At 36.9% G+C, this 21,662-nt stretch carries 31 protein-coding genes; 10 read left to right on the plus strand and 21 right to left on the minus strand.

Annotated features, from left to right (window positions below):
• Positions 1-540: 540 nt before the first annotated feature.
• The 5 genes from AC0IWE_RS08425 to AC0IWE_RS08445 all read left to right on the plus strand — a co-directional run bounded on the left by AC0IWE_RS08425 (position 541) and on the right by AC0IWE_RS08445 (position 4,257).
• Positions 541-1,287, plus strand: a complete 747-nt coding sequence (locus tag AC0IWE_RS08425; protein WP_471792706.1) for a contractile injection system protein, VgrG/Pvc8 family — start codon at positions 541-543, stop codon at positions 1,285-1,287.
• Positions 1,259-2,356 (plus strand): phage baseplate assembly protein V, encoded by a 1,098-nt coding sequence (locus AC0IWE_RS08430; RefSeq protein ID WP_471792707.1) that lies wholly within the window; start codon positions 1,259-1,261, stop codon positions 2,354-2,356. Before AC0IWE_RS08425 ends, AC0IWE_RS08430 begins: the two co-directional genes overlap by 29 nt.
• 1 nt (position 2,357) lies before the next feature.
• Positions 2,358-2,600 (plus strand): hypothetical protein, encoded by a 243-nt coding sequence (locus AC0IWE_RS08435; protein WP_471792708.1) that lies wholly within the window; start codon positions 2,358-2,360, stop codon positions 2,598-2,600.
• A gap of 559 nt (positions 2,601-3,159) precedes the next feature.
• A complete protein-coding gene (locus tag AC0IWE_RS08440; RefSeq protein ID WP_471792709.1) occupies positions 3,160-3,819 on the plus strand; it encodes a hypothetical protein in 660 nt (219 codons plus the stop codon).
• Between the two features lie 54 nt (positions 3,820-3,873).
• Positions 3,874-4,257 (plus strand): hypothetical protein, encoded by a 384-nt coding sequence (locus AC0IWE_RS08445; RefSeq protein WP_471792710.1) that lies wholly within the window; start codon positions 3,874-3,876, stop codon positions 4,255-4,257.
• A gap of 13 nt (positions 4,258-4,270) precedes the next feature.
• On the opposite strand, the gene AC0IWE_RS08450 is transcribed toward AC0IWE_RS08445, so the two are convergent.
• The 12 genes from AC0IWE_RS08450 to AC0IWE_RS08505 all read right to left on the minus strand — a co-directional run bounded on the left by AC0IWE_RS08450 (position 4,271) and on the right by AC0IWE_RS08505 (position 12,924).
• Complete coding sequence (locus tag AC0IWE_RS08450; RefSeq protein ID WP_471792711.1) at positions 4,271-5,083, minus strand: DUF6597 domain-containing transcriptional factor; 813 nt, start codon at positions 5,081-5,083, stop codon at positions 4,271-4,273.
• A gap of 432 nt (positions 5,084-5,515) precedes the next feature.
• Positions 5,516-6,163, minus strand: a complete 648-nt coding sequence (locus tag AC0IWE_RS08455; RefSeq protein ID WP_471792712.1) for an alkaline phosphatase family protein — start codon at positions 6,161-6,163, stop codon at positions 5,516-5,518.
• Positions 6,130-6,867, minus strand: a complete 738-nt coding sequence (locus AC0IWE_RS08460; protein WP_471792713.1) for an alkaline phosphatase family protein — start codon at positions 6,865-6,867, stop codon at positions 6,130-6,132. Before AC0IWE_RS08460 ends, AC0IWE_RS08455 begins: the two co-directional genes overlap by 34 nt.
• A gap of 4 nt (positions 6,868-6,871) precedes the next feature.
• The gene (locus tag AC0IWE_RS08465; RefSeq protein WP_471792714.1) at positions 6,872-7,213 is read right to left on the minus strand and encodes a hypothetical protein; all 342 of its coding nucleotides are present in this window, start codon (positions 7,211-7,213) and stop codon (positions 6,872-6,874) included.
• A complete protein-coding gene (eboE, locus tag AC0IWE_RS08470) occupies positions 7,164-8,054 on the minus strand; it encodes a metabolite traffic protein EboE (protein WP_471792715.1) in 891 nt (296 codons plus the stop codon). The genes AC0IWE_RS08465 and eboE overlap by 50 nt, the downstream gene beginning before the upstream one ends.
• Before the next feature lie 4 nt (positions 8,055-8,058).
• Positions 8,059-8,667, minus strand: coding sequence for a 3-dehydroquinate synthase family protein (locus AC0IWE_RS08475; RefSeq protein ID WP_471792716.1), 609 nt, complete (start codon positions 8,665-8,667; stop codon positions 8,059-8,061).
• Positions 8,664-9,221, minus strand: a complete 558-nt coding sequence (locus AC0IWE_RS08480; protein WP_471792717.1) for a dehydroquinate synthase/iron-containing alcohol dehydrogenase family protein — start codon at positions 9,219-9,221, stop codon at positions 8,664-8,666. The genes AC0IWE_RS08475 and AC0IWE_RS08480 overlap by 4 nt, the downstream gene beginning before the upstream one ends.
• A 25-nt stretch (positions 9,222-9,246) precedes the next feature.
• Positions 9,247-10,131, minus strand: coding sequence for a UbiA-like protein EboC (gene eboC / locus AC0IWE_RS08485; RefSeq protein WP_471792718.1), 885 nt, complete (start codon positions 10,129-10,131; stop codon positions 9,247-9,249).
• 5 nt (positions 10,132-10,136) lie between these two features.
• Positions 10,137-11,084 (minus strand): TatD family hydrolase, encoded by a 948-nt coding sequence (locus AC0IWE_RS08490; protein WP_471792719.1) that lies wholly within the window; start codon positions 11,082-11,084, stop codon positions 10,137-10,139.
• 66 nt (positions 11,085-11,150) lie between these two features.
• Positions 11,151-12,014 carry an EboA domain-containing protein gene (locus AC0IWE_RS08495; protein ID WP_471792720.1) on the minus strand — a complete coding sequence of 288 codons (864 nt, stop codon included), beginning with the start codon at positions 12,012-12,014 and terminating at the stop codon, positions 11,151-11,153.
• An 8-nt stretch (positions 12,015-12,022) separates the two neighbouring features.
• The gene (locus AC0IWE_RS08500) at positions 12,023-12,403 is read right to left on the minus strand and encodes a transmembrane 220 family protein (RefSeq protein ID WP_055910808.1); all 381 of its coding nucleotides are present in this window, start codon (positions 12,401-12,403) and stop codon (positions 12,023-12,025) included.
• Positions 12,404-12,633: 230 nt separating this feature from the next.
• Positions 12,634-12,924 (minus strand): hypothetical protein, encoded by a 291-nt coding sequence (locus tag AC0IWE_RS08505; protein ID WP_471792721.1) that lies wholly within the window; start codon positions 12,922-12,924, stop codon positions 12,634-12,636.
• A gap of 171 nt (positions 12,925-13,095) precedes the next feature.
• Here AC0IWE_RS08505 and AC0IWE_RS08510 point away from each other — a divergent pair, with 171 nt between their 5' ends.
• Together AC0IWE_RS08510 and AC0IWE_RS08515 are read left to right on the plus strand one after the other, a co-directional pair.
• A complete protein-coding gene (locus AC0IWE_RS08510) occupies positions 13,096-13,950 on the plus strand; it encodes a helix-turn-helix domain-containing protein (RefSeq protein ID WP_471792722.1) in 855 nt (284 codons plus the stop codon).
• Between the two features lie 75 nt (positions 13,951-14,025).
• Positions 14,026-14,718: a ferredoxin reductase domain-containing protein gene (locus AC0IWE_RS08515; RefSeq protein ID WP_471792723.1), complete on the plus strand. Its 693-nt coding sequence runs from the start codon at positions 14,026-14,028 to the stop codon at positions 14,716-14,718.
• A gap of 14 nt (positions 14,719-14,732) precedes the next feature.
• Here the strand turns inward: AC0IWE_RS08515 and AC0IWE_RS08520 are convergent, their stop codons facing one another.
• From AC0IWE_RS08520 to AC0IWE_RS08545, 6 genes are all read right to left on the minus strand, one after another.
• Positions 14,733-15,077, minus strand: a complete 345-nt coding sequence (locus AC0IWE_RS08520) for a hypothetical protein (RefSeq protein ID WP_471792724.1) — start codon at positions 15,075-15,077, stop codon at positions 14,733-14,735.
• A gap of 234 nt (positions 15,078-15,311) precedes the next feature.
• A complete protein-coding gene (locus tag AC0IWE_RS08525) occupies positions 15,312-15,443 on the minus strand; it encodes a helix-turn-helix domain-containing protein (RefSeq protein WP_471792725.1) in 132 nt (43 codons plus the stop codon).
• 16 nt (positions 15,444-15,459) lie between these two features.
• On the minus strand, positions 15,460-16,185 hold the full coding sequence (locus tag AC0IWE_RS08530) for an AraC family ligand binding domain-containing protein (protein WP_471792726.1): 726 nt from the start codon (positions 16,183-16,185) through the stop codon (positions 15,460-15,462).
• Between the two features lie 57 nt (positions 16,186-16,242).
• Positions 16,243-16,596: a DUF983 domain-containing protein gene (locus AC0IWE_RS08535; protein WP_471792727.1), complete on the minus strand. Its 354-nt coding sequence runs from the start codon at positions 16,594-16,596 to the stop codon at positions 16,243-16,245.
• Positions 16,597-17,184: 588 nt separating this feature from the next.
• Positions 17,185-17,799: a glycoside hydrolase family 125 protein gene (locus AC0IWE_RS08540; RefSeq protein WP_471792728.1), complete on the minus strand. Its 615-nt coding sequence runs from the start codon at positions 17,797-17,799 to the stop codon at positions 17,185-17,187.
• Between the two features lie 25 nt (positions 17,800-17,824).
• Complete coding sequence (locus AC0IWE_RS08545; RefSeq protein WP_471792729.1) at positions 17,825-18,610, minus strand: glycoside hydrolase family 125 protein; 786 nt, start codon at positions 18,608-18,610, stop codon at positions 17,825-17,827.
• A 286-nt stretch (positions 18,611-18,896) separates the two neighbouring features.
• On the opposite strand from AC0IWE_RS08545, the gene AC0IWE_RS08550 reads away from it, so the two are divergent.
• The 3 genes from AC0IWE_RS08550 (at position 18,897) to AC0IWE_RS08560 (ending at position 20,087) form a co-directional block, all read left to right on the plus strand.
• Positions 18,897-19,145 carry an acetyltransferase domain-containing protein gene (locus AC0IWE_RS08550; RefSeq protein WP_471792730.1) on the plus strand — a complete coding sequence of 83 codons (249 nt, stop codon included), beginning with the start codon at positions 18,897-18,899 and terminating at the stop codon, positions 19,143-19,145.
• Positions 19,070-19,666 (plus strand): acetyltransferase domain-containing protein, encoded by a 597-nt coding sequence (locus tag AC0IWE_RS08555; RefSeq protein ID WP_471792731.1) that lies wholly within the window; start codon positions 19,070-19,072, stop codon positions 19,664-19,666. Before AC0IWE_RS08550 ends, AC0IWE_RS08555 begins: the two co-directional genes overlap by 76 nt.
• An 82-nt stretch (positions 19,667-19,748) precedes the next feature.
• Positions 19,749-20,087 carry a hypothetical protein gene (locus AC0IWE_RS08560; protein ID WP_471792732.1) on the plus strand — a complete coding sequence of 113 codons (339 nt, stop codon included), beginning with the start codon at positions 19,749-19,751 and terminating at the stop codon, positions 20,085-20,087.
• Here AC0IWE_RS08560 and AC0IWE_RS08565 read toward each other — a convergent pair.
• From AC0IWE_RS08565 to AC0IWE_RS08575, 3 genes are all read right to left on the minus strand, one after another.
• The gene (locus tag AC0IWE_RS08565; protein ID WP_471792733.1) at positions 20,084-20,689 is read right to left on the minus strand and encodes a thioredoxin family protein; all 606 of its coding nucleotides are present in this window, start codon (positions 20,687-20,689) and stop codon (positions 20,084-20,086) included. The two genes, AC0IWE_RS08560 and AC0IWE_RS08565, sit on opposite strands and share 4 nt — an antisense overlap.
• 6 nt (positions 20,690-20,695) lie before the next feature.
• Positions 20,696-21,163, minus strand: coding sequence for a TlpA disulfide reductase family protein (locus AC0IWE_RS08570; protein ID WP_471792734.1), 468 nt, complete (start codon positions 21,161-21,163; stop codon positions 20,696-20,698).
• 123 nt (positions 21,164-21,286) lie between these two features.
• Positions 21,287-21,598: a C40 family peptidase gene (locus AC0IWE_RS08575; RefSeq protein ID WP_471792735.1), complete on the minus strand. Its 312-nt coding sequence runs from the start codon at positions 21,596-21,598 to the stop codon at positions 21,287-21,289.
• Between the last annotated feature and the right edge of the window lie 64 nt (positions 21,599-21,662).

Here is a 21,662-nt window from a genome sequence, read left to right on the forward strand (position 1 = left end):
ATATATTAATAATCACTAAGCCTGAACATGTTGACTGAATTGCTTCTGTCATACGGGAATGCATCAATTATATTATAGCACCAGTGTAGAGATGTTTTAAGCAAACGATAACGCATTTGTTCGGTTTTGTTGATTTGTATTTTTTAAAAGTAGAACAAGCAAATGAGCAAAACAACATAAATCACAGCGCAAACGATTGACTAATTTTTTGCAACAGCCAAAATACTTTAGTCATAATACAATTCCATAATTAAAACATGTAGAAGTATTTCCACAACTACAAACCCAATCGGGGAAAATTAGCTCCATTTGCAATAAATCTTAAAAGCAAAAATGTCAATGTTATTATTTTTTCACAGTCTTAGCAAAAGTCTATAAATACCATTTGCGAACAACAAATGAACATTTTACCGGAAATTTAGTACCTAACATGCTTCAAAAACTGTTTTATATCCTTCGGATTTCAAAACTGGTTAAAGGTTTGTTTAGAGATAGCTGGCAAATGATGCACACTAACTTAATTTGTTCTAACTAACGCTCATGGAAAACAAACTCATTACTGAAATTAATATTGAAGGCAAACGCATTACCCATTTCGATTCTTTTGATTTAAAACAACAATTTAACAGTCACCACCATTTCGAACTTCGGTTTAAGCCTAACCAAATTGGCCTACCCGGTTTAATTACCCTTGATAATAGTCGGGATTATGTTGGCAAAACACTTACCATTTCATTTGGATATCATGCAGAGAAAATGCAGGAATTTGCAGGCCTCATTACCAAGGTGGAGCTCAGCCAAAGCCATGGTTATCATGGCGAATTGATTGTAAGTGGATATAGTCCAACCATCTTAATAGATCGCGGAGCAGATTTAGGTTCCTATCTAGGCAAAGATTTAAATGAAATTGCTGTCTTAATTGCAAAGGATACTCCTGCTAATGACCTTAAAATTGTTTGCAATACGAGGCGCAAAACACCCATAGATTATATTATCCAGTATAAGGAAAGTGATTTTGAATTTCTTAACCGGTTATCTGGAGAGTACCACGAATGGCTTTTTTATGATGGTAAGCAACTAAATTTTGGCAAACCAGACGAACTGAAGGAAGTTTCTCTATTTTATGGTCGCGATGTGCAGCAGCTGCAATATGCCATGGAAGTTGCCCCGATCAAATCAAAACATTTTTCCTACCATCCAACCGAAGATGAAATGTTGCAAAGTGAAGATACTATTGAAAGTGATAATCTACCAAATCTTGCTTCATGCAATACAGGCATCAAATAATACTTTCAGCAAAAGCTTTAATCAATCATCATTAATTAGGGTAAATAACCATAATGAGATACAAAACCATGTAGATGATTTAGAAAAAGCAACTGTTTCGGAGCTTTTAAAAATAAATGCCAAAGGTGATAATGCTGCACTTGGCATTGGTTGTATTGCAGAAATTATAATGAGCGTTAAGCAGGATGCTGATTTCATGAACGAAAGTTTAGGTAAATTCCTGATTACAAGCGTTAATCACCACATCAATGTAGCGGGTAAATACCACAACACATTTGAAGGTTTAGTGGCAACAACTGAACGTATTTCAGTTAAAAATTTCCGAAAACCTCATTCGGATACGCATCTGGCTGATGTGGTAGATAATAATGACCCACTAGGGAAAGGCAGGATTAAAGTGAAATTTAAATGGGATTGTTTAAGCAATGATGTTACCGAATGGCTGAGAATTATAACACCAGATGCTGGCAGTAGCGTACAGGTAAATACAAACAGGGGCTTTGTTTTTGTTCCTGAAGTGGGCGACCAGGTGGCGGTAACTTTTGAAGAAGGGAATATTGCCAGACCAATTGTAATGGGAAGTATTTTTCATGGCAATAACGGTGCTGGAGGTTACGAAAACAATCATTTAAAATCGATTTCGACCAAAAGTGGGCATTTGGTTGAGTTTAACGATACATCAGGTGCTGAAACCATTACTATAACGGATAAAAATAAGAACATCATCAGGTTTGATACCAATGCCTCAAGTATAGAGATTTCTGCACCTGAAAACATTAGTATTAAAGCTAAAAATATAGATATTAATGCCCAGCAAAACATTTCATTATCAGCAGGAAACCATATTTATAATAATGCTGCAGAAAATATTGCGAGTAATGCCGGCGAAAATTATTCATTAATGGCCCAAAACATCATGATGGTTGCGAATGACAACGTTAGTAAAACTGCCACTCAAATTGAAAAAAATGCCGAAGAAATTAATATAAACAGTACTAAGGAGAACATTGAATTTCACAGTTCTAAAGAGATTACAAACAAAAGTGGTAGTAAAGTAAAGCTGTTTTAAAATGGGAACTATTAAATATATTGCTAAAACCATAACCGAAAATGCAGGAAGTATTAAATGGGTAGCCACAAATGGAAATATAAGTTTTAATGCTGCCAAAGAAGTGGTATTAAAGAGCGGAACCAAAGTTGTATATGGCGAATATGAAGCTATTGAGGATAAAAGCTGCAAATGCAAGGTACATACTAAGGCAAGAAATTTTAGAGAATTAGTTTTATTAGTTAAGGATGCAGAAGACAATTAAAAACAATTTTTGAAATGAAAAGACCTTGGAAAATAATACTATACCTTAATATCATACTATTGATAGCTTTTCTAATCTCTATAATTTTGGTTTTTTACTTAAATTTTGAAAGCTTGGATCTGGGGCTAGTTGTTTTGTTTGCACCGTTTTTATCTTTATTGCTTTTGTGCATTTCTATTGCATTATTTCTAATTAGATCTCTAAAAAAATTAGATAATCGTTCCGCTGTTATCATTATACTATTTACCGCTTTTTCATTCGTGGCAGAATTTATTATTTACTTTATGATTATAGGGTATGGCGGCGATATGTAATATTAAATAAAGAAAACATTGAACAATGAGAATACTCCTACAAACCTTTATTAAGCCCGCTAAAGTTATTTTTTAATGTAGAAATCTCTGAAAAAACGCCTCTAAAAATTAAAAATACAACAAGGCTTTATGAAATAGATATTTTACCAGATGAAACTTCTTTTTGGACAGGAAATCAGCGCATAAAAATAATTCGAAGACTTAATTCAATAAATGATTTAGCCCATAATGTTGCTGATGCATTTATGCAACAGGTTTCTACAACGCTACATCAGATCACCTTTAAATTAGGTTTTAATGGAATGCCAATAGGTATTGAACAACAAAATGAACTTTGGTTAAATTGGTTGGCTATACGAGCTAACCTGGCAGATAGCTTTACTGGAAATTGGATTGATTTTGCGCTGAAAGAGATTGATCAGAAAATGTTGCCGGGAGCAGCCATAACCAATTACATTATGGAAGATTTATTTCTTAACGAATATTTTAGGGCGATATATGATGCCGTCTTTCACCAAGATACCTTTACCTGTAAACGAACAGTACACGGCTTATGCCCATTCCCCATCAAACTTAATGAGAAGTGGCTACTTCAAACCTCAGCAACAGGCCATTTGATTACCTTTTCTGGTGAATGTGAAAACCTCATGAATATCACCGATTTCAATAATTGGTTTAAGAAAACGGGGAATCAAATTACTGAAATAAACTCAACAGGATTTTACCATATAGATCACATTACTGGCTGGTGCAACGCCATGGAAAGTAATTACCTGCTAAAAGGAAACAATAGTTACGAAAAAACGCTTAAAATTATGGTTGCAACAAATTCTTTATTTATAACCACCATTAAACCTCTCCAAACTTGGAGGAATAAAAGAACATGTATATTCACAAAAGTTTAGTGCTTATGTAGCGTATTCCATTTCACAACCGTTTAAGCTTTAAATTAATGCCTTATGAAAAAAATATTATTATCTCTCTTTGCAATTGCCTGCACTCTTTATTTATCGTGTAAAAAAACAAATAGTACCGACGGACCTGGTGAAGTTTATGGCAAATGGAAACTAACAGAAACTTATCAAGATCCCGGTGATGGAAGTGGTAAATATAGAAAAGTAATGGGCGATGCAAAATACCTCACAATTGAGAAATCAGGAAAACTTCAGGGAGATGCTCTTCCAGACTTATCATCTTTTAAGATTTTAGACAGTGTTCAAATGGAAGTTTATAATAATACCTATAAAAGGCCGCTTATTTATCGTTACAAAGTTTCAGCAAAAGCATTGGAACTTAATCCTCCCTGCTTTGAAGGATGCGGCTATAAATTTGTGAAAGAATAACGTAAAAGCAGCATTAGCTCCTCGAATTACAAATACCTTGTTGAAATTTTAAATACCTGGATGGACTTAAATTAAGGTAATGTTTAAAATCATGAATTAATTGGCTTTGATCGTAAAAGTCACAACGCTCAATTACTTCAAACCAATTTACGTCATTGTTATTTACAGTTAATTGCTGAACAAGCTCAACCGCTTTTAAAAAACGCATGTAACGGCCAATCTCTTTAGATGAATAGCCCAGATGTTTTTTTGCTTTCATTTGTACCGATCGTTCTGATATTTTTTGCTGATCAGCGATTTGTTTCACAGGGCTAACTGCACTATTGCCAAAAGCAATAATTTGTTCGGTTAGTGGATGCCGGTTTTGGATGTACGGTTTACTAAATTGGAGCAACTGCGTAACTTTATCACTAACCTGATCCATTTTACTCAGGCTTTTCCAAAGCATGGTGAAACAATTATCATTTAACAAATCATCCGGATGAACATGTTCCATTAGTGACGCTGTACCAAAAAAACGGAAAAAAGCATCGTCTTTAAAATTCACTACCAGCATTTCACCCCCTGATGGCATCACATACGTAAAAGCTTGCTTAACGGGCCCTAAAACCAGGCATTTATCCATTGATATTTCTTCCTTTTCTTTTGTAATAAGCGAAATTGCCGCACCAAAGTTAAATACCATTATTGATTGGAAAGTGGGCAAAAAGGTCTGGATGATGGGATTGCTTGATTTGTTTTCGGCAAAGTAGAAATGTGAAATCAGTTCGTCAAATTCAGCTGGCACTGGTATCCTGTAACCATTGTATTCATCACTAGTTTTCATAATCAAATATGACTATTTAACTTCAAATGAGAAAGCGGATTATCTTGGTAGAAAGATTAAAAGCGTTTTTTTAACCACAGATGGACACAGATAAACACGGATTATATCTGTGCCCATCCATTTTATCTGTGGTAAATTAAATTTGTCAGTAGCTAGGGCTTAACACCAACATTATAGATCAAATCCCATCAAGGCGTCGTCATTGCGAAAAGGCTTTTTCAGCGTGCGAAGCAATTTCAAGCTTAAATTAGAAGCAAATCACATTCAGTTTCGGTTGATGAGGTACCAATTCGATTAAAAGCGTTTTTTTAGTCACAGATGGACACAGATAAACACGGATTATATCTGTGTCCATTCTTTTTATCTGTGTTAAATTAAGTTTGCCCGTAGCTAGGGCTTAGCACCAACATAGGCAAATAATAAAACATTTAATTATCCCATTAAACTATCCCAAATTACCTGATATACATCGGGTGCCTGTAATTTTTTATTTACAGCTTTTGAAGTCACCAGAATAGGTTTAAATGCATCTTCAACATTTGTACGACCGTGAGATCCTTTAACCAGGGTAGCATCAAGCGGAATAACGTCCATCACATAGCGGAATCCGGCTTTCTTTCTTAACAGTTTATAGCCTGCCCTGAGTTTGGAGGTCATAAACATTTCTACCGGATCATATCCTGGTTTTTTATGAATATCTACCACCCTCGCATAATCTGGGGCTTTGGCATCATCCAACCAGAAATAATAAGTAAACCAACTCCCCTCCTTCGCTACCAGCACCAAATCGCCAGAACGTTCGTGGTTAATGTGATGTTTTTTCTGTTCTTCTTTATCAAGTACCAACTCAATCTCAGCAACACCTTTTAATATCGACTTCACTTTTTCGGTTACACTTTTATCGTTAATGTACACATGCGCAATCTGGTGGTCGGCCACAACAAAAGCTTTAGATGCTCCTGCATCCAGAAGTTCTAACCCTCTTTCTTCACGGATCTGTAGTAAACCATTTTCCCTCAACAAACGGTTTAAATGGATCGGGTTATTTACTGGTGAAATACCATACTCGGAAAGCAGCATAATTTTAGCACCTCTGCTTTCGTAAAAGCGCACCAGCTTTCTTCTACCACCTGATCAATTTCTGTGAGTTCTGTACTGATTTTTTCCAAATCAGGACCAAATTTTTGCAGGCAATAATCCAAATGTGGCAAGTAAATCAGTGTTAATGTTGGATTATGAAGCTTTTCAGTCTCAATCGAGGCATCAGCAATCCATTTAGTAGATTTAATATTGGCACCTGGTCCCCAAAACTGAAACAATGGAAATTGCCCAAGTTTATTTTGTAAATGATCACGGAGTTCGGCAGGTTGTGAATAGCAATCAGGCAGTTTACGACCATCAGCAAGGTAATTCGGGCGTGGTGTTACCGAATAATCGGCAGTAGAGTACATATTGTACCACCAGAACATATTGGCACAGGTAAAATCTGGATCTTCTTTTTTAGCCTGATCCCATATTTTTTCGGCATTTACCAGTTTATTGGATTGCTTCCAGAATTTAATTTCTGCATCTGCATGATCGTACCATCCATTGCCTACAATGCCATTTTCAGCAGGAAACTTACCCGTTAGATAACTGGATTGAACCGCTGTTGTAACCGCTGGCAATAAAGGTTCGATATGAGTTAAATGATTTTCAGAAATGTATTTTTGAATAAAAGGTGTATGTGCTCCAATTACGGAAGCAGATAAACCTACAATATCGATAACAACTGTTTTGTGCATGATTTTAAGATGTTAATAAATTTTTCACCCAGGCCAGCTCCCTGATAATTGAATCGTTCAAAGGTGCTTTTAAAGCAGCAGGCAAAACTTCCCAGGTATAGGTTTCTACCTCCAGGTGGTTGGTAAAGGGATTGCTTTTGTGCAAATTTAATACCTCTGTAATATCAGATTGTGTAGATTGGATCAATCCCATATCCTCAACAAAAATCGGCACATGAAAATGCGCTCTCCACTCCTCTACTGTTGTGTCTCCTCCTTCAAGTAATGCATTGGGAAAATCGGGGTACCGCACTAAATTACCATCCTTCTTTTTGGCAATTACCTGATGGAGATAGAGTAGGCTCATCAAAACCCCTCAATTGATCCAAAACTACCGTCCGTTCAGAAACAATTGCTGGTAACTTCGCTTTCAGGGCAGCACTAATCTGTATTTTCCCAATTTTTATGCCTTGTTCGTTCAACTCATTTATGATGGCTGTATGCGGTTCGTAACCAATGGCAAAATGACAAACATCATAACACAAACAGATATGTGTTTTAACTATCGTTTCTCCATCATGATCCTTACTGGCGGGTAAAAGTTCATTTTGATACCAGTTGATAAATTCAGGTCCCGATTCTAAAAAACCATCGGGTTCAGGCTCAATATCCAGATGGATAATTTTACCGGTTTGTTTATGCAAAACTGCTAAACCAGTGGCCACTTCTACTATGTTCGATGTTGCAGTAGTTGTTGCTGCCTGCCTTTCCTGAGCATCTTTAAACCAGGGTTTATAGCTCAATGGTGAGGTAGAAATGCCACCATCCATACCTTCTGGAAGTAACTGCGTAAGGATTTCAGCCAAACGAAGTGTATAATCTACCCGTGCTCTGGTGGTCCAATCGGGTGCATGTACCTGATCTTTCACCTTTGTATTATGGAAACCACCATACGGAAATCCATTCATGGTAAACACGTAACCACCCGCTACATCAAGCCATTGCTTAAAGGTGATTAAATGATCTTCCTGCAATAGTTCTATGCAGGCCAGGTTAGATAGGCGCAAACCAATACCCATGGGTGCATCGGGCGATAATTGTGCTTTTAATATGGGAAAACTATCCCTTAACACTTCAAAATGCGCCATCCAGTTTTCGCCTGCATAAATATTGGTACAGAAAGTTAAATGTCCGGAAGTTAATTTCATGTGTTTATTGTTGGATAAATAGTGCTTGATTATTTAAAATTTCGGCTGCCTTTTTCAAAATTTCGGTATCTATTTCGTGTACTTCTTCACCACTACCCAGTGCCGTTAACAAAGTGATAGTTAACTCACCACCAAGATGCTCCCTGAATTCTTCCAATCCTTGCAAAATCGGACTGTTGCCTTCAGTAACCTGCAATAATGGATGGGTTAATTCGAAACCAAGCACCTGAATTAAGGCAATTACCCTTTGTGCATCCTCAGCACTGATCCTTCCGGACAAATTGGAATATACAGTATCTAATGCAATACCCATGGCAACCGCTTCACCATGTCTGATTTCGAAATTGGTTAAGTACTCGAGTTTATGGGCACTCCAATGACCAAAATCAAGCGGCCTTGCCGAACCGTTTTCAAAAGGATCGGCGCTACGGATATGTTCCATATGAAGTTTGGCACATTTCCAGATCTGATAATTCATTGCAGCCATATCGCGGGCCGCAAGTGCAGCAGCATTGGCCTCAAGCCATTCGAAAAATTCAATGTCTTTTATCAATGCAACTTTAATCGCTTCTGCAATGCCTGAACGCCAATCACGGTCGGATAATGTTTTCAAAAATAATTCATCATTAAAAACAGCAACCGGAGGTGAAAATGTGCCAGGAAATTCTTTTTATTAAAATAGTTAATGCCGTTTTTTACGCCTACACCAGAGTCGTTCTGCGAAAGCACTGTACTTGGTATCCTGATGTGTTTTATACCTCTGTGGGCAACTGTAGCAGCATAACCCACCATATCGAGTACAGCCCCGCCGCCAATTGCAGCCACAAAAGAATGCCTGTCTATACCATGAACATTGATCGCCTCCAAAACCTGGTCGAAATACTTTGTATCGTTTTTCACCAGCTCTCCGCCTGGAATTACTAAAATATCCTGAATAAGCTGCGTTTGAGCATATTTTGAAAAATATGCTTTAAGCTGATTATTTAGGTTTGGGTGTGTGTTTGCTACGCCTTCATCTATAACAAAAAGGATTTTTTTTATGGTAACAGCTGGATTTAGGTTCACTAAAAAACTGTTCAGTAACTCGTTTTCAGGTGAGAAAAGTGCTGAAGTAAAAAATACATTGTAATTGTACTGTACCGTAAAAGATTGTTGTAAATGTTCCATTTTTATTGGATAATGTAATGTTCTGTTAAGTAACGGCGAATAATTTAGATAGCCACATGGATAGTGGCAACAATGCAGCAATTATAAAAGCTAAAATAAGGGCATCAAAAGTTACTGCCCAGGCAGCATCCATTAAAATGAGGGATATTACGCCTGCCTTCACCGCAGCACCTATATTTTTACCAACAGGCTGTTTTATTGCTTTTAAAAGAGGCTTAAAAATCATAAAGGTAAAAGGAACCAAAAACAATAACGACCACAAAAGCCTGTCGTTTACAAAAGCGAAATATGTAATGGCACAAATTACAATGGCATACAAAACTGCAGCCAGATACAAATTTTTAGTATTACCGCCATGCACTTCTCCACGACTGGTTATGGTGATAGAAAAAATGTAAATTACCGGAATAATGGCCAAATAGTAATGGCTGTAAAGCATAGCCGGAACGATGCTTAAACCCAAAAGTAAATTAAAGCCTCTGCATAATCCCATGTTTAATGGACCAAAAAAAGAATGGTGTTTGCCAAATTTATTATAAAGCAATGCAAAAACTGCGACTAAAAAAGCAAATATGCCCGATGTAACACTATTTAATGTAGCCAAAACTATCCCAGCGATCAACAAAAAGCTCCCTAAAACAGCAGCTTTTTTTAGGCTGATTAATCCGCTTGGAATCGCACGTTCGGGCCGTTCTATTTTATCAAGATCGGCATCAAAAACATCATTAAAAACGATTCCACCTCCATATAAACAAGCTGTAGATACGGCCAAAAGTACAATGGATAGCCATGGAATGGACAAACCGTTACTTAAAATGCCAGAAATAGCAATTCCGGCCAAAATATCAGCTACCGATGTAACAATATTGGCTGGGCGCATCATGCGCAGATAAACAATTATTTTTTTCAATACGCTTAACTAATAATAATCGAAGATTTGTCTGGTTTTGGTTGCTGTCCGCCACGTAAAATGGTATTACCTTCAAATTTCTCGGTTAGGTCTACATTTTTTTGTACATTAAAATCAGCTTCCTCAATCTGTCCGCTCTGAGCAAATGCAGTAATCGCATTTCGGTAAGTAACCAACTCAATGTCCTGATCGCTCAAACCACGCATTTTCATCAAGGCAGCTGTTTTAGGCACAGCCAATGGATCGCTGATACCCCAATCTGCGGCAGAATTAACCATAATGCGTTCGGCTCCGTATTGTTTTACAATTTCTACCATCCTTTCATTGCCCATTTTGGTAAAAGGGTAAATGGTAAAAGCAGCAAAAAAACCTCTGTCTAATACTTCTTTTACGGTTTCTTCATTATTATGGTCGATAATTATGCTGTAAGGATCAAGGCCATGTTCCAAAGCAATATCCATACTCCGTTGTGTTCCTTTTTTCTTATCGCGGTGAGGGGTGTGTACCTGCACAGGCAAGCCAGCTTCTTTAGCCAGCTCGAGTTGCAGGCGGTAATATTTTTCTTCGGCAGCGGTTTGGTCGTCGAAACCAATTTCACCAATACCTACCACACCTTCTTTATAAATAAATAAAGGCAATATTTCCATCACCTGCTCGGCTAAACTTTCATTATTCGCTTCCCTTGAATTAAGGCCAATGGTACAATAATGTTTAATGCCAAACTGTGATGAACGGAAGCGTTCCCAGCCAATTAAACTACTATAATAATCTCGAAAGCTATCCAATCCTGTACGTGGCTGGCCTAACCAAAATGCAGGTTCTATCAGCGCAACAACTCCTGCATCGGCCATCGCCTGGTAATCATCTGTTGTTCTAGAAGTCATATGCACATGCGGATCGAAAAACTTCATCCCCTTTACTGCACTGATATCAAAAGCCTCAGGCGTTCCCATTAATGCTTTATCTCTTTCAATTGAACTACTGCAACACATATACTATCTATTTTGATTTTTTAATCTTTAAAATGAATTCCAGTTTAACTGCCCATCAGCAAGAGCGATTTTAAGTTCCGGAAAGGTATTTATATAATCTTTAGCAGGTTGATACTCAGATTCATCAACTGCAAGCGCTATGGCACGTTGTTCGGATTGATTATAACGCTGTAAACCAATTTTTAAGGCCTCAAAAATTTCTGCATTGATAAATTTGCCCACCAGGCGCCATAGTTGTGGGTTTACATCTCGCCCTGCTGCCCAACGTTCTTTTGCATAATCGGTAAGCGTTAAAGCCAGTGCTAAATTAGCACGTTCATCCAAACCAACAATCAGTTTAACATTTTTTTCGGTAAAAAAGGCTTTTAGCACCAATTGGTTCCAGGCGGCTTCATTAAGGTTTTCTGATGGATATGGATTATTTTCCATAATAGCTTCCAATACAGAACCGATATTGCTTCTGATTCCTTCTGCACAACGCTTTACCCAAATTTCGGGATGGGCTAAAAACGGTAATGCTGAATATAATGCCACAGCCTCATTCATCTCGGCCGATAAAAATAACCTATCTATGGTGGAATATAACTGATCCTGATTTTCTGAATTTAAAGTACTTAATAGCCATAACCTGCTTAGCCTATCAATTGTCCACGTATCAATGTAGCCGATTCCAGCTTTATCCAACAATTTCTTTTGTGCATCATTAATTTTAATACTGGCTTTCCCTGTCTTTCGCGGCACCATTACAAAAGCCTTGCTAATCTGTGCATTGCTATCGGTTGATTGCAGGGTTACATCAAGCCAGTTTTTACACTCGTGGTTTACGTTACTTTTTACAATGTCCGATAAAATTTCATCGATCAATTTCTTATCATCCGCTCTCATCATCATAAACGCTTTTAACTTGTCATTCCGGCTGAAACAAAATAATTGATCAGCAAAGCTCCTGCAATAATCAGTAGGCCAAAAAATTCACGTGTTTGCTCAATATAGGGTTTTGTTGCCTGCATGCTTTGTACTAAACTTTCGCGCCTGTATTTTGTAATCCAATCGCGTACCCCATCCTTTGCAAAAAAAAGAATGATGGCATAAATAAGGTAAAAGGCAATTAAAAAAAGGTATACAAAAGGATAAAATTTACCTGCAGCAGCCAATCCGCATGATATAGCGGCACTTAAGTAGATGGAAACCCAAAGAAAAGCATCGTTATCATTTAAGTTTACATAAGCAAAACCTAAAAACGAGATACAAAAAATAATGTTAAGGATAATTAAAAGCATTTTAAATTATTTGGTTTAAAACAAGCTAAATCGATTTCCCGATTCTTTATTCAAAAACAAAGTTATTTAAACTGAATGCTTTTTTTGCATTAAAATATGTAAATTATATACTGCTATTTAATATTTTGTTAACAACCGCTAAAAGCGGCGATTTTTTGTACTTTTTTGAACCTGGGACTGCATAAATAATTTGTGATTGACTTTAACAAATCATCAGAATTCAATTGGCTTTATTCTGCATTTTGTTCTTTTGGATCTTTATCTCCAAGATAAGATTTAATCTTTTTCCGAAAGCGTTCAAGCTCCTTGATGGTTGAGTTAGATTTCATCAATTTTAACTTCGAAAACTTTTTCAATAGCTTTGATAAAGGAAGAAGAAATTGCTCGGTATGGCGGTGCATGGCGCATAAAACAGCCTCATTAACTGCACTACTTACCTCAAGCTGTTCGTGCCCATCTTTGCAAGAAAGTTCTAAAAGGCATTCAAAAAGTAGTTTTTCTGCACTGATCAATTTGTTCATAAAGTTTATTTGCTCTTCATTTACTTATTCATAAACCATGCCAATATGTGGTGAATTCACCTTAAAGTTTATATCGTTTTAGAATCAAAAATGTGAATTTGTTAATCGATATGGGGAATCAAATTCAGTTAATTAGAAATTAATTAGCGTACAAAACAAGTAACTTTGGGCATGAACTACATCCCGGTACATTCGTTACAGGACAGAACTGCACATGGCTTGCAGATTAAACATTTTAATAAAGATGAGCTGCCGAATGATGATGCAATAACACTTGGTGCGCACCGTGATGACCACTATATTTTCTTTCTGCTGGAAGAAGGTATTGGATCATTAATGATTGATTTTAATGAAGTACACTTGTCGGGAAATATGCTATATTATGTTTTACCTGCCCAGGTGCATCACCGAATCCGGAATGAAGCTGCAACAGGATGGTTTGTGGCTGTAGATACTTCCCTCATTCCACGCGAATGCAGGAATGTTTTTGAGGGGCAGTTATCACTCCAGCAGCCCTACCCACTCAATACCAACGAACTGAGGCAATGCCACGAACTATTGCTTCTTCTTACCGAAAAACAGAGTGATGACACCAACAGTCCGTTTTACACCACCATTGTACATTCTTTACTTCAATCCTTTATCGGGATGGCGGCAGGCTGTTACAGTCAACATACTGGGTTAAACCTTAATTTGTCACGTCCGGCGCAGATCAGTTCGCAGTTTAAACAATTGCTGAGTGCTGAAATGCATTCTAATAAAAGTCCGGCTGCGTATGCCTCACTTTTAAATATTTCTGAATCTTATCTGAGTGAAGCCCTTAAAAAGCATACTGGTTTTAATGCAAGTTATTGGATACAGCAGGAAGTGATGATGGAAGCCAAAAGATTGTTATACTACAGCGAACTCACAGTTAAAGAAATTGCCCATAGTTTAGGTTATAACGATCACTCATACTTTTGCCGTTTATTTAGAAAGGTAACGGGAACCCCAGCAATAGCGTTTAGACAGCAATACCGGAAATAGTCCTATCATTACAACGATTCGGCTATTTTATCCTTCTCAAAAACCAGGTTTCTTTGTAGTGTAAAAACATACGAAATGGAAACCTCTATATTAACACGAATCAGAAAAAAGGCAGGAAGAGTAATTGAAAGCCAATTGCTTAAACCAGGACGCGTATTGGATGTGCGGTATTGGGAATCTTCTGATATGATTGAAATTGATCTCCACCTTCCCCATGCAGAAATGCAAAATTGGAACCAGATTCCATACATCAAACTCTGTGTGGATGATTTTACTTTTCGTGACTATACACCGTTTGGCTGGGATGCGGAAACAGCAACCTGCTCGCTTTTGATTGATACTGATCATGACGGTCCGGGGAGTCGTTGGGCCAAAGCACTTCATAACGGTGATACCATTCACTATTTAAAAATGGAAAGTACGCGCCAGGCACCACATCCAACAGATTTTGTGGTGGGATTGGGCGATTCCAGCAGCCTTGGTCATCTGCTTGCTTTGCAACAACTCACCATGCCAAAAGCCCGCTTTGAGGGTGCTGCACTGCTTCCAAACCTAAATTGCGGAAAATTGCTATCTGAATATTTTTCTGTATCCTTAAATCCCTTAACCACAGTTACAGAAATTACAGATTGGCTGTTAAAACAAGGATATTGCACAACACACACCTGGTTTTACCTTGTTGGTAACCACCATTTCGTTACGGAATTGCGCAAATTATTAAAAAGCTTAGGGCATGCCAATATCCGCATTAAAGGGTTTTGGTCTTGAATTACAATTTATTTTTACGAACCTGCTTCATCATCGTTGGAAGCAATACCAAGATTCCTGACTACGTTTAGTACTCCTGTTCGCCAATGCAGATAACCCAGGTTGCCACAGATTTCGATTACTTGCTCTTCAATTTTTGCAGGCACATCATTTACAACGCGAAAACGTATTTTATACTTAGGATTATAACTGATATAGATAATAAGGTCTGCATTACGCTCTCCAACATCGGATAGGAATTCGAGATGTTTATCACGCAATTCTTCTGCTGCCCGCTGTAACCGTTCATTCATCAACTTCGAAAGTGCCTTATCCGGAACAAAATCAGTTTCCAGGATAGCCAATACCGTAACCACCATGTGTGCAAAAATAAAAACCTATCTCATAACCACAAGGGCAATTTATCAATCAACTGAAAATGAGGTTGAATAATTTCTTATTTATTTTTATAAATGCGGTTTCTTTAAAATGAGCCTATAAATCTGCTAACAAAAGGCTGTTAAATTGCGTTCAGATAGGTATGTTAGCTTATTATTATTGGCATAATTTTGATGAGGATAGCTTTTTATTCAAAACATTCTTTTAATAGTAACCTATGTGGTGTAATCCCTTTTGAATTGCTCTGGGGTTAAACCTGAGTATTTTTTAAAGAATTTGGTGAAATAAGAATTGTCGTTAAAGTTAAGTTCATTAGCGATTTGAGAAATATTTACTTCACCACTCACCAGCAAACGTTTAGCTTCAAGTAGAATACGTTCCCTGATAACCTCTCCCGCCTGTAGCTCCTATTAATTCTTTACAAATTGCATTCAAATGGTTTGGAGTAATAAACAGCATTTCGGCATAATCTTTTGGCATCCTTTTCAGCAAGTAATTTTCTTCAACCAGTTTCTGAAAATTACGCAATACCACCATGTTATGGGTTTGAAATTGCTGCAATTGTGTAACAGCCGTTTGCTGTTCTACCAAATGCAGAAGAGAAAGTAGCAGCACCCTTTGAAAATCAGTATTCTTATTTGAATTTATGTTTACCTGGGTATATAATTGATTACATAGTACCTCTACATCATTTCTAATTCCTGGCGGTAAATCTTTCACATTTCCTTGGTCTGCCCCTGCAAAAAAAGAAAAACCTTCCAAATAATCTGGTTTCAACAAAAAAGACTGGAAAAAATCCTTTTCAAAATTGAAAATGTAACCATCTACCTTATCATCAAAATTCCAGGTATGCACCTGTCCTGGCGACATAAAATAAATTTGCCAGGGCGTAACTTTATATTTATTAAAATCGATAGAATGAGTGCCGGAGCCTGCGGTAAAAATAACGAAATGATAGAAAGTGTGGCGGTGTGGAAAGATCAGATTCTGGTGTACCGCTAAATAATGCTTTAGGTGATCTACTAAAATATCACCATGATTGCCATCAATTAATGTACAGGAATCCAGAATTGGTATAACGTCTTTCATTCGCAAATTTAACAATTGCGAAAGGTAATGCATTTAAGAAAGCGCTTCAATTAGAAATTATTTTTTTACGGTATGCTCATTAATCCGACTTGGATCATAGTGCAATCCCGGAGAAAGCCAATACAACAATACCATTCTGGAATATCTGTAATTAAAAGGTGAAAGCAAAGCAACCCCAGTAAATATTACCAAAACGAAATACCACAGGTTTTCATAAACAATATCAAGACCTAAAATATAGGCCGCAACGCTAATCGAAATTATTTCTGCAACATTCATGGCATAACTCACAAACATTGATACATAAAAATAACCAGGTTCACGTTCGAATTTTAATGCACACACCTTACAAAATTCATTCATTTTTTGAATTTTAAGTCCGTAAACTGCTCCGGTAAAAACCGATCCCATTCTACACCTAGGGCATTTTGAATGAATAAAACCACTCCATTGAGAAACCGCCAGGTTTTTTGATTACTTAATTTTAAATCTGAGAATTGATTGTTAATTGTGTTTTCCATAATGAAATTCGTTTACCAAAGGTAAAAACCCGAACATGATTAATTATTGTATCAATCAACTTATAAATGGTATTATTTAAGGTCTATTATTGAACTGCAATGTAATTATATATTTGTGCAACAATTTGTAATGCAAAAAAGGGCAAACATTATTTACGTTCGCCCTTTTCCTGTTTAAAGTCATCACAAATTAAACAGACCTATTTACAGTGAACGGATAGACGGTCAATTCATGTTGAATAAAAATAACACAATTCGACCAAAGAATGTAACATTTTGGATATAAAATGTATAAAAACATTAAAATATGGCTTTAGAGTATTCGTAACAGGACTTTTTACTGCCAAAGTGATCAGAACAAATTGATTGCTGAATCAGAAAAGAACAAAAAGAGTGGAATTAATTCAATTCCACTCTAAAATTATATGAACAAGCTGTATTTATTGGCAATCGATTTTGAATAAATACCGTCTTGATTTTAAGCTTTCAATAAAGCTGGTTTTTCATGATAGGTTCTCCAAAGCAATTCACCAAATAAGGTGTTAGACCATGCAAACCAGGCCCTGGTAAAATTAGCAGGATTATCTTTATTAAAAGATTCGTGCATGAAACCTTTACCAGCATGCGTTTTACGTAAAGTATCGATGCAGTATTTAATTTCTGCATCATCTTTTGAGGTTAAGGCACGCATGGTAATGCTCATTGGCCAGATCATATCTTGCCCGGCATGCGGACCACCAATACCTTCTGCTGCTGTACCTTTAAAAAAGTAAGGATTATCTTTTGAAAGGGCGAATTTCCTTGTATTCTGGTAAATGGGATCTTCTACTTTCATTGCTCCTAAATATGGTAAACCAAGCAAACTCGGTACGTTCGAATCGTCCATAAGGTATGAACTTCCAAAACCATCAACCTCAAAAGCGTAGATTTTACCATATTTTGGATGGTTAACTATCGCATGCTTTTGCAAAGCTGCATTAACTTCATCGGCAAGATTTAATAAATTGCTCTCCAAAGTTTTATCAGGCTGCAAAGCTTTAATCATCTCTGCTGCATGTTTTAAGCTAGATACTGCAAAAAAGTTTGAAGGCACCAGGAAAGGGAAAATTGTAGCATCATCACTCGGACGAAAAGCAAAAGCAGATTAAGCCCACCGGATTTACCGGGAAACCATAACCCGCCATTGGCAACGAATCTGTAGGTTGGGTAGTTTCTCTCTGGAAATGATATGGACCTTTGTCTGTTTTGCGCTGCTGCTCTTTGAAAGTTTTCAAAGTTGCTTCAATTCCTTTTTTCCAATCGCCATCAAAAGGGGTTTTATCACCTGTTTTTTTCCAATAATGATAAGCTAAACGGATTGGATAACACAAAGAATCTATTTCCCATTTGCGCTCGTGTACGCCGGGCTGCATGGTGGTTTTATCTGTTTTCCATTCGCCAACTTTGGTAGCATCCCCGTAAAATGCATTGGCATAAGGATCTTTCAAAACACATTGTGTTTGATGAATGATTACACCTGCAATTACCTTTTTAAGTGGTGCATCTTCGTTTACAAATTGCAGATAAGGCCAAACCTGTGCAGAACTATCGCGCAACCACATCGCATCAATATCACCAGTGATTACATAAGTATCTGGTCTGCCATTTTTTTCAGAATGATAAACGGTAGTATCCAGCGTATTCGGGAAACAATTTTCGAATAACCAGGCAAGCTCAGGGTTTTTTACGTTTGCCTGAAAAGTTTTGATTGCTGCATCTACAGCTTTACTCTGGAAATGTCGTTTAGCAGCAGCCACACGTACCACAGGAAATTCTGGTGCGAGATTAGCCGCAAAGGAGAATTTCGATGCGACTACGCCTGCTCCCAACAAGCCTGTGTTTTGTATAAATGTTCTTCTTTTCATTATGATGTGTTATGATAATTTGGTCAATTTTAAATAACCGAAAGCCATCTGGTATTGATCATGATCAATTTAAGGATAAGATATTATTCGGTTAGCGCTTAACAAATATTATTATAATTTTCGGAACATCAAAATCATTATCAGCAATTAAACTATTCCTAAATCGATTTTCTTAAACAATACATTATAATACCTGTAAAGATCAATATGGTAAATTTAAAGGTAATAAATTAAGGTCTTATAAATAATTGTGAATTGTTATCTTTAAGCAACCAAACTAATTGCTATGAGTGCCGACAGCAGTACCCCATCAAAGCGCATATTATCCATTGACATATTGCGTGGCTTAGTTATGATCATTATGGCTTTAGACCATACCAGAGATTTCTTCCACATTGGTGCAATGACTGCTGATCCATTAAATCCTGATACCACAACCGGAATTTTGTTCTTTACCCGTTGGATAACTCATTTCTGCGCACCCACATTTGTATTTTTATCCGGATTATCTGCATACTTATCTGCCCAAAGTTAAAACCCCAGCCCAAGCAAAGCTCATTTTTATTAAAGCGTGGCTTATGGCTAATTGTAATAGAAATTGCATTGATTACGATTGGTTTAACCTTTAATCCATTTTACAATTTTATTATCCTTCAGGTAATATGGGCTATTGGCTTTAGCATGATTTTTTTGGCACTATTTAGCCGTATTTCTTATAAAATGGTTTTAATTACTGGTTTGGTATTGGTTTTCGGCCATAATCTTTTTAATGTATTCCCTGCAACAGCGGATGGCAATGGCGGTTTATTTCTGAAAGTGTTTTTTACGGCATCAGGAACTGTAATTCCCTTATCCAATAACCATCTTATCGGCGATTTTTATGCCATACTCCCGTGGACGGGAATTATGTTTGTGGGTTATGGCATTGGCGCATGGTACAAAAAAGGCTACAATATTGATCGTAGAAAACGTAATTTATTAATAGTTGGGTCACTCACTCTTTTTACATTTATAGCATTAAGATTGATCAATGTATATGGAGATCCTGGTGCCTAGAAAAGAATACCATGATCTATTTAAAAACCTGCTTGCTTTTTTTAACGTCAATAAATACCCGCCGTCATTACAATATGCAACAATGACTCTTGGCACGGCAATGCTGATTTTGGCCTTTACTGAAAACATAAGCAACTGGTTTACCCGAATCACATCTGTATATGGTGCTGTGCCATTTTTTTATTATGTGCTACACTTTTATCTGCTGCATACGCTACTAGTAATCGTATTTTTTGCCACAGGGCATACCGATAAAGAAATTGTACAAATTCCGTTCTGGTTTAGGCCGGCAACATTTGGTTTTAATCTCCCTATTGTATACCTGATATGGTTTTGTGCCGTAGCATCCCTTTATTTACCATGTAAATGGTTTAAGAAATACAAAGAAACCCACAAACAGTGGTGGTTAAGCTATGTTTAAGCTTTTTTCCATTTTATGCTGCAACCAACAGCTTTAGTGGATGATACTATCGGTTTTTTACCAGCAGATAATTCGTTAACGGCAATTTTTACATATTCGATTTTTGTTGGACTGGCTTCTTCGGGGTCATTATCAATCGCTCCGATATATTCAACTCTATTACCCATGTCGGTTTTATTCAGCACAAAAACATGGGGCGTTCTTGAAGCACCAAATTGTTTGGTTACCAAATGGTCAGGATCTAAGAGATAAGGGAAATTAAATTTCTTTTCTGTGGCCAGCACCTGCATTTTTTGGAAACTTTCATCAGGAATAGTGCCTGCATCGTTCGGATTGATGGCTATAACTGGATAACCCTTTGGCGCATAAACTTCATTTAAAGCAGCGATGCGATTTTGATAAGCTTTAGCCACAGGGCAGGTATTACAGGTAAAAACAAAAATATATCCTTTTGCATCTTTGTAATCGGCTAAGGTTACCATTTTGTTATCTACATTCTTCAGCGAGAAATCTTTTACTACATCGCCCACTTTATAGCCTTCAGTTTGTGCAAATGCGAATCGTGAAATCAGCATAAATGCCATCAAAATAATTGTTTTCATTGCCATCTATTTTAAGTTTAACAAAGTATTTTTCAGTTCTGTTTCTGTAAATTCCCGCTCATAAAAACGCCTGATTTTCTTATTTACAAAAAGAGTAGCCGGAATAGCACCAGACCATTTCTTATCGATCCTTTCTATATATTGTTGTTGATCAGGCTCATTTAAAAGAAATACTTCAGCATTAATTTTATTACTTTTCACAAATGGAATCACTTCCTTTTGCAATTTTGACTTAAAATCTAAACTCACCAAAAGTACTTTAACCGGCTTTTTTAAATTGGCTAAACGTAATTTTTCAAAATTTGGCAATTCGGCTACACATGGCGAACACCACGTTGCCCATAAATTGATGACATAGGTAGTATCGTTCCCGTTGGCAATGCGTTTATCCAAATCATCAAGTTTAAGCAATTTCACCTGTGCATTAACTGAATAAGTAACTAAAGATAAGCAGATTATAAAAAATATACGCATAAAAGAATAACGAAAAATGATAGCGTTTGTTTTATTGATTGTAACCTAGAAAGCGATAGTCATTTTTACTGACGTCACCTATTTCTAATAGGAAGCGCACTCCAGTCGAAATTACGAAAATGATTAGTTCACCGATCCTGATTTAACCAAAACCTTTTGATAGGCGGGTAACATTAAATCATCAACAATTACCCCCCTTGTGGTACTGGCATGCACAAAAAAACCGTTATTAAGATAAACACCAACATGATCTACATCGTTACCACCGAATGAGAAAAATACTAGATCTCCCTCTTTTAAGTTATCGATATCTTTTCTTCTTACTGCATTGGCCTGATCGCGTGATATGCGTGGAAGCGTAATGCCATAAATCTCTTTCTCCAATAAAAAAGCAAAACCAGAGCCAATCAATACCACTTTTATCAAGCCCGCCAAAACGGTACCTCACCCCTGTCCAATCAGTGATAAAACGGTAAAGTGGTTTACTTTTTAAATTTGC

This window comes from Pedobacter sp. AC402 (assembly GCF_979252805.1).